Origin of the sequence: Campylobacter concisus UNSWCS (genome assembly GCF_000466685.1) — a bacterium.
GTDB lineage: Bacteria > Campylobacterota > Campylobacteria > Campylobacterales > Campylobacteraceae > Campylobacter_A > Campylobacter_A concisus_A.
Genome location: NZ_ANNG01000002.1, coordinates 1 through 6,668, shown reverse-complemented (window position 1 = coordinate 6,668; position 6,668 = coordinate 1). Strand labels below are relative to the sequence as shown.

10 protein-coding genes are annotated in these 6,668 nt (G+C 37.3%); 2 read left to right on the top strand and 8 right to left on the bottom strand.

Annotated features, from left to right (window positions below):
- From UNSWCS_RS00065 to UNSWCS_RS00040, 7 genes are all read right to left on the bottom strand, one after another.
- Positions 1 to 324: host-nuclease inhibitor Gam family protein (locus UNSWCS_RS00065; RefSeq protein ID WP_035143278.1), on the bottom strand; the 324-nt coding region annotated here is incomplete at its 3' end.
- 10 nt (positions 325 to 334) lie between these two features.
- Entirely contained in the window at positions 335 to 667 is a 333-nt protein-coding gene (locus UNSWCS_RS00060) for a DUF1937 family protein (RefSeq protein WP_021086762.1), read from the bottom strand.
- Positions 668 to 730: 63 nt separating this feature from the next.
- The gene (locus UNSWCS_RS00055) at positions 731 to 1,003 is read right to left on the bottom strand and encodes a hypothetical protein (protein WP_021086768.1); all 273 of its coding nucleotides are present in this window, start codon (positions 1,001 to 1,003) and stop codon (positions 731 to 733) included.
- Positions 1,004 to 1,055: 52 nt separating this feature from the next.
- On the bottom strand, positions 1,056 to 1,829 hold the full coding sequence (locus UNSWCS_RS00050; RefSeq protein ID WP_051267810.1) for an AAA family ATPase: 774 nt from the start codon (positions 1,827 to 1,829) through the stop codon (positions 1,056 to 1,058).
- A complete protein-coding gene (locus UNSWCS_RS11455) occupies positions 1,777 to 1,980 on the bottom strand; it encodes a hypothetical protein (protein WP_051267809.1) in 204 nt (67 codons plus the stop codon). The genes UNSWCS_RS00050 and UNSWCS_RS11455 overlap by 53 nt, the downstream gene beginning before the upstream one ends.
- Before the next feature lie 57 nt (positions 1,981 to 2,037).
- Positions 2,038 to 4,083 carry a DDE-type integrase/transposase/recombinase gene (locus tag UNSWCS_RS00045; RefSeq protein WP_021086767.1) on the bottom strand — a complete coding sequence of 682 codons (2,046 nt, stop codon included), beginning with the start codon at positions 4,081 to 4,083 and terminating at the stop codon, positions 2,038 to 2,040.
- On the bottom strand, positions 4,084 to 4,308 hold the full coding sequence (locus tag UNSWCS_RS00040; RefSeq protein WP_021086766.1) for a hypothetical protein: 225 nt from the start codon (positions 4,306 to 4,308) through the stop codon (positions 4,084 to 4,086).
- Between the two features lie 107 nt (positions 4,309 to 4,415).
- Between UNSWCS_RS00040 and UNSWCS_RS00035 the strand changes: the two genes are divergently transcribed.
- On the top strand, positions 4,416 to 4,985 hold the full coding sequence (locus UNSWCS_RS00035; RefSeq protein ID WP_021086761.1) for a hypothetical protein: 570 nt from the start codon (positions 4,416 to 4,418) through the stop codon (positions 4,983 to 4,985).
- Here the strand turns inward: UNSWCS_RS00035 and UNSWCS_RS00030 are convergent.
- A complete protein-coding gene (locus tag UNSWCS_RS00030; protein WP_021086763.1) occupies positions 4,974 to 5,354 on the bottom strand; it encodes a hypothetical protein in 381 nt (126 codons plus the stop codon). The genes UNSWCS_RS00035 and UNSWCS_RS00030 overlap by 12 nt on opposite strands.
- Before the next feature lie 191 nt (positions 5,355 to 5,545).
- Here UNSWCS_RS00030 and UNSWCS_RS00025 point away from each other — a divergent pair, with 191 nt between their 5' ends.
- Complete coding sequence (locus tag UNSWCS_RS00025) at positions 5,546 to 6,184, top strand: S24 family peptidase (RefSeq protein ID WP_021086764.1); 639 nt, start codon at positions 5,546 to 5,548, stop codon at positions 6,182 to 6,184.
- Positions 6,185 to 6,668: the final 484 nt, after the last annotated feature.

The following is a 6,668-nucleotide window of genomic DNA, read 5'->3' as shown; positions in this document are numbered from 1 at the left end:
CTTTATTGAGCTTAACAAACTTTCAAGCTTGGCTTTTACATTAGGTATTCTTACACTCTTACTTATGCGGTATCCGATCTCGCCAAAAGTAAATTCCTTAGAGCGTTTTTCGGCAAATTCAGCCTTATTGTCCTCACAAAATAGTGTGATTTGCTGCTCGATGTAGCTCTTTTCGCTTTCCAATCTTTCAACTTCGCTCTTTCTAGCTTCTTTTATACGGTTACACTCAAGCGTTACTTCACCGTTAATTTTTTCTATACCTACGCTTACTTCGCATAGTCTTTTTAAAGCGACGTCTACGTCGCTAAAACTACTTATTTGCATACTCTCTCCTTTAAATTTCTAACTCACTTATGCCAAGCTCTCTTGCATATTCTCTTTCTATATCCATGCCTTTTGAAAACTCACTAGCTGGATGCTTTGAAAAATATACATAAGAGCAGTGGCTAAGCATTTCAAGTCCAGCCTTTAGCACCTCGTCTCTTTGCTCCTCGCTAAACACACCACTAAATGCAAGCACAGGGCTAAGCGGTATATATCCAGCTTCTTTTACCTTTCTGCACTCTTCTTTAGCTACCATGCAAGCCATAAAGTCAGCATTTACCTTACCGCTTTTAAAGGCAGCATAAGGGCTAGCAACATATACAAGTCTCATTGTCTCTTTCATCTATCTCCTTTGTAAAATTTTGACTTAAAAAAGCCCTCTATTAAGGGCTTTGTAAAATCAACTTTATGCGCTCAATATATCAACAAGTCTCATTGTCTCTCGCTCGTATATACCAGCTCCTATCATCTTAAAATACTCATTTGAGTAGTAGGCCTTTTCGCCTTTAATAAGCTCAAAGTGCTTAAATTCATACTTTGGCATATGGCATTTTTTGGCATGCTTCACGCCATAAATTTCGCCATTCCTACAAAGACTTATCTCAAAGCCTTTTGCTCTCATTGCACTCATAAATTCTTCTTTTCTCATCATCTCTTCAAGTTTTCTTGCCTGTGTCATTTTTTACTCCTTACAACCGTTACAACTATTACAACTATTACAACTATTACAACTATAAAAGCAACATCTTTGTGGCTTCTTTTATGGCTTGCTCATCTAGCTTGCATCCAGTAGCCTCACTTAGCATCTTTGCTCTATTTAAGAGCTTGATGCTTTTTCTAAAATTCCCTCTTGCCAAATTTCCAACTAGCTCTACGCAGTTTCTATCGCTTACGCCATAGTTCTCACAAACTGCTTTTAGATCATCATTTACAAGGCTTTTATTTTCTTCATCAAAATAGCTTAGTCCTCTTAGTATCCATTTTGAGCCAACTCGTGAGCTTAGTTGCTCTAGCTCATTTCCACTTTTTGAGTTGGTTAAATTTAAAAGCAGTTTATTCGTCCCAACTAGGACCAAGGTAGTTCCGCTAAAGTCATATAGTCTTCTTAGACTTTCAAGTGCTCTAAAAGGCAAGTGCTCAGCCTCGTCTATGATGATTATCTTGTTAAATTTAGCAAGGCTGACAGCGCAACTTCTTATCATCTCATCGATATTTCCTTTCGTATTAATTCCTAGCTCGCTAGCTATTATCTTAAAAAGGATTTTTGCACTTGTGTTTATAGTAGCTTCCACAAGTATCGCTTCTGGATGCTTTTTACAAAACTCGCTTACAGCTCTACTTTTGCCACTTCCAGCTACACCGCTTATAACCGCCATATCTCTATCTCTTACCGCCCAGTTGATAACTGCATTTATGCTCTTGGCATCTTTTGTGGCTATAAATGGACATTGCTCATTGATTACATCTTTTTTTTGTGATATAATTCTCGATGTAATTTTTTGCAAGGCTCTCTACTTTATTCGCGTATTTGTAGCTTGAGCCTTCTTTCAGATAGCTACTTATGTAGGCTACGTTTAAGCCAAGCACCCCTGCAAATTTATTCTGACTCATACCAGTTTTGTTTAAAAACTTAAGTATTTCATTTGCTAGTTTCACTCTTTCTCCTTTATGGTGATTTTATATATAGCTACCAAGTAGCCACATATAAAGCCACTAAGCGATATTTTCTTTTTCTATTGCTATTTCCACCATACTTTTTTTAACCAGTTTTTCTTTAGGCTCAACCACTAAATCTTCGTAGTTAAACACAGCACTTATTATGTTGTTTGTCTCTTTTTGGATTTTTAGCTTCTCTTTTAAGGCGCTAATTTTTTCATCATCTTTGTATGTAAAATTCTCAGGTTTTAAGGCATTTTTATAAGCTTCAAGCATTACTTCGAGATCGTAATTAACGTTTAGTCTAGTAAATTCGCTAAATTCGGCGCGTTTGATGACTGCTCTTATGGTTCTCATATTCTCTTTGAATACCTTTTTAACCATCTTATAGGTCTCGGCACTCATCGGACATATATTTTTATCTTTTGCCTCACAGATGAAAGTTCCTTCCAAATCAAATACGAATATCGAGCTTACGTCGTCTATGTTTTCGCTAACTAGCACCTGTGTTCCCACTGGTGGTAAAAACGCACTAACGAAAATAAGCGCCTCGTAGCTAATACCCTTCTTGCCGACCACCCTAGACTCCAACCCTCCAGCATGTAGCATAAATTCCTCTTTTCTTACACCTTTTAGCGGCGTAGTATCAGCGTTCCATCTTTTTATTGGGCTGCTCCTTTTTATGCCCATCAGATCCCAGGTTAGTACCTCGGTCTCAAATCTAGCTCTTGCTTGATCGAGCGTGAGAAGATACTTTAGGTTTGTCTTTTTAGGAAGTCCGTTTTCGTCCTTGGCATGCCTATCTTTTTTGGGTGTTCTTTGCTCGATGGCTTCACGCATAGCTAGATTAAAGCCTAGGTATCCCGGCGTTTGAGAGATGCCAGCGTGTTGAATGGTACCAAAATGCCTCTCTACAAAGCCCTTTTCGTCGCCGCTATATGCGATTGCTCTATCGTAGTCGATGTGCAGACCATTTAGTAGATACTGAAACTGCTTGCTTAGATAGTCCTTTCCGTTATCACCTTTGATATAGTCTGGTTTGCCTAGTGTATTTAAGGCTTTCCACATTAGTCTTATAAGGCCTAACGCATTAGACTCCCTTTCTATGCTAGCTACGCATCTGCCACTATAAACGTCTACAAAACTTAAGATATTAGCTCGTATAGCCTCGCCTTTTTCTCCATCCCTTACCATCACGTCAAGCGGCGAGCTATCTATCTGCCAGCATTGGTTGCGCCTGGTTATCATCTCGCCTTGATCTCCCATGGCAGGTTGCTGATAGCTTTTTGCTTTATCTTCGCCTTTTGTGATCATTACGTATTCTAATCGTTTGCTAGAGTCGTCATAATAGCCGTCTAAATACCTTTTTATCACCCCGGCATCAAAGAGCGGCTTTATATCTCCGCTTATAAATTTAGGAAATTGTTTAGCCTCGCCGCTTCGGTAAAAATGCTCCTTATGTAAATCACGCCAGACTTGAGAGATATTTAAACCTCCAGCTCCGTAAGCTCTAAATTTAGTGAGGATAAACTCTTTCATCCACTCTTCGAGCACGCTGGCGTTTTTCCTATGCTTGCCGCGCTTATCCATCAGCGCCGCCGCGCCTTTTTCTTTATAAGCTTTTTGCCATCTAAAAAGGTTTGCCTCGCTTATACCGCTATCTTCGCAAAACTTTTTACATGACACGCCTTGTTTTTTTGCCGCCTCATACTCTTTTAGCAATCTGATTTTTTCGTTTATCTCCTCTTTTTCGCCATCGTCCAACACCGCGTATTCCCTGCTTAAATTTTCTTTTTTGCCGTCGCTCGCGTCAGCTTTGCCGCCCTTTATTTCGCTAAATTTCATCCGTCTAAATCCGCTTTGATCCGAGCTATCCTCTATATACACACTTACGTCTTTATCTGCCTTGCCACTTTTTATCGCTCCGTCTATATCCGCGATCTCTACTGCAAATAGTAGCTTTGCCACACCGCGGCTTCTGATACCGGCGTCAGATATCTTTATGAATGGATACTTAGCTGAACCTCTATTTATAGAATTTGCCAAAGTTCTTGGATGAACGCCAAAAATTTCAGCAGCCACAGCAGTTTCGACATAGATCATTTAGCTAGCCTTACTCTCTTCTTGTTCTTTTTTAAGACCACTTGGAAGCTCTTTGATTATCCCCTCACTTAAAAGCACTTCAAACACTTTCCTTGAAGTAGCGAAATTTTTACTACCTGCCACTTGACCACTTATCACCATATATGTGGTTCTCTCACTAAGATTGTGCTTTTTAGCCCACTGCCTTATGCTTATGCAGTTATCGGTGAAGTATTTCTTTATCACTTTGCGCTCCTTTCTTTTAATTTTCATAGTTAATAAGACTTTTATAGAATTTTTAAGCCCTCGTAAGTAAAATTTACTTGCCGCTATTTTTATACGAGGACTTAAAAATGCTATATTTTTGCTACAAAACGCGTGGGCTTAGATTTAACGAACATCGAGCGATAGATTTAAAAGACGATCTTAAAACGATGAAACATTTTAGACCTGATCTGGTAGATGCTTACGAGTATATACATGGGAGCATCGTTAATCTAAACGCTTACGCTTCTTGTTTTCAAAAAATGCACAAAGTGGCTCTCAACTATCATCCCAAATATCAGCTAGTATCGGGCTCCACCGATTACGTCGGTATATTAGCTCACAGTAAAGACGGCGACATCGCATCGCAGCTATCTTTATCCATAGAGATAAAAACCAAAGTGTTACTAATACCTTTTTTAAATGAGGATTTTTTCTTTATTCCTAAAATTCTCAAAAATAAAAAGATGAAGATAGAAAACAAAAATAGCTTTCTATCTAACCCAGATAGCTCGCCGTTTCTAAAAAAGAGCGTTCAAAACAGGCTGTTTTTCCCTTTATTTAAAGAGATAGATAGCCTTAATTCAAAACTGGACGAACTGGAGAAATCAGGAAAAGCGCCCATACTTTACGATGAGCGCCGTAGACTATCTTTTTGATAGAGTTATAGCTTCCTGATAAAAGGCTCGCCTTTCGATTTCTCGCTTTTTAAGCTTTTTTGCTTTGTATTCAAGGATGCCATCGATAAACTTTTTTGGAATTTTCATATCTTTTAGCTCATGCTTTATATTTGAAAGTTCGTTTTTGACGGCTTTTTCTATACGAGCGTGATCGCTTCCGTCAAATTTGAAGTAATTGCACCCCAAAAAGCAACACTCTTTAGCGGCATCGATAACTTCTCCGCTAAGACCCATAGACTTTATCTGGGCTCTCATACGAGCCAACTCTTTTTTAAAACCTTTGCGAGCTACCTTAAGTTGCCCTTCCTTAAGCTTACTAGAAGCTCCTTGCATGTTTTGCGTCTTCATAGCGTCTCCTTTTGGATAAGTCTTATTAACAATGAAAATTTAAAGAACTATTTTTCAAACCTTTGAAAGATTTAATCTCAAATGAGATATAATTTTTCGTAAGTTTGAAAGTATTATATTCGTTTTTTACGAATAAGTCAATAAAATATTCTTAAAATACGAATATTTTATTAAATTATAGAGGTGTGTGCATGGCAGCGGAAGAGGTTTTGGATAGAATTTATGAAATTGTAGGTGTAAAAAATAGAAACCAGCTATCACAAAAAATAGGCAAAACGCCGTCTACTATCGCTGGTTGGATCGAGAGAGATAAAGTGCCTATGGATATTTTGTATAAAATAGCAGACGAATACAACACTTCTATGGATTTTTTATTAGACGGTATTCGTAAAAACGAATACAAATCTAATGAAGTAGTAAATGGTTATTGGATAAAAAAACTAAATCAAAAAGTAGGCGCGGGTACGAGCGTAGATATAACGGAAGTCGACGTTATAGACGAAGATGATAAGTTTTTTGTTCCAGCGACTTTTTTTAAAACTATAATGAAAAACGAAAAACTACGTATGGCTCAAGTGGACGGCTATTCTATGGTGCCGATGCTTAATCCTGACAACTGGGTTATCTTTGAAAAAACAAAAGAATTTAAAGGTGACGGATTGTATGTAATCATGTATAACGACAATCTTATGGTAAAAATCCTTCAAAAAACGCCGCGCGGGAATTTATATATCAAAAGTACAAACAAAGATTATGAAAGTTTTGAGCTAGATGAAAATACTTGTGGATCTTGCCAGATTATCGGTAAAGTGATTAAATGTATTATTTAAAATAAACTTAAAATGTGTCTTAATCAAGAATATCAATTTTTTAAGAATCAAGCCTTTGAATTGTGGTATTTTTGCAATGTGTCTTAATAAGCTTTTGAATATATCGTCTCTTGATGTATTTAAGACACATTAAGTTTAATTAAGACACATTTTTTGTATTTTTTTGTGTCTTAATACCTATATTTTTAAATTTTATCTATGTTCTTGATGGCAAACCTTAAGCGACATATGCCCTTGAAGCGTAAAATCTTGGGACGATTTTTGGGATGCTTTAAAAGGTGTTTAAAAGTCGATTATTTGGTATTTAAAGTCTTTTTGCGATGTTAAATTTTTCCGCTTTTTTGGGACAAAACGGACGATTTGGGATTATAGGGATTTTTCTTTTAGCTGAATTCTTGCGTTACAACTGAGAGTGAAGCTTTTTAAAGTGCCTATTTTACGTGCTTTCAAAAATCTTCCGCTAAAATTTCTCACTCTCATTTTC

Coding starts and splice junctions, on each gene's coding strand:
- UNSWCS_RS00060 (WP_021086762.1), bottom strand. CDS start 667: ATGAAAGAGACAATGAGACTTGTATATGTTGCTAGCCCTTATGCTGCC.
- UNSWCS_RS00055 (WP_021086768.1), bottom strand. CDS start 1,003: ATGACACAGGCAAGAAAACTTGAAGAGATGATGAGAAAAGAAGAATTT.
- UNSWCS_RS00045 (WP_021086767.1), bottom strand. CDS start 4,083: ATGATCTATGTCGAAACTGCTGTGGCTGCTGAAATTTTTGGCGTTCAT.
- UNSWCS_RS00035 (WP_021086761.1), top strand. CDS start 4,416: ATGCTATATTTTTGCTACAAAACGCGTGGGCTTAGATTTAACGAACAT.
- UNSWCS_RS00030 (WP_021086763.1), bottom strand. CDS start 5,354: ATGAAGACGCAAAACATGCAAGGAGCTTCTAGTAAGCTTAAGGAAGGG.
- UNSWCS_RS00025 (WP_021086764.1), top strand. CDS start 5,546: ATGGCAGCGGAAGAGGTTTTGGATAGAATTTATGAAATTGTAGGTGTA.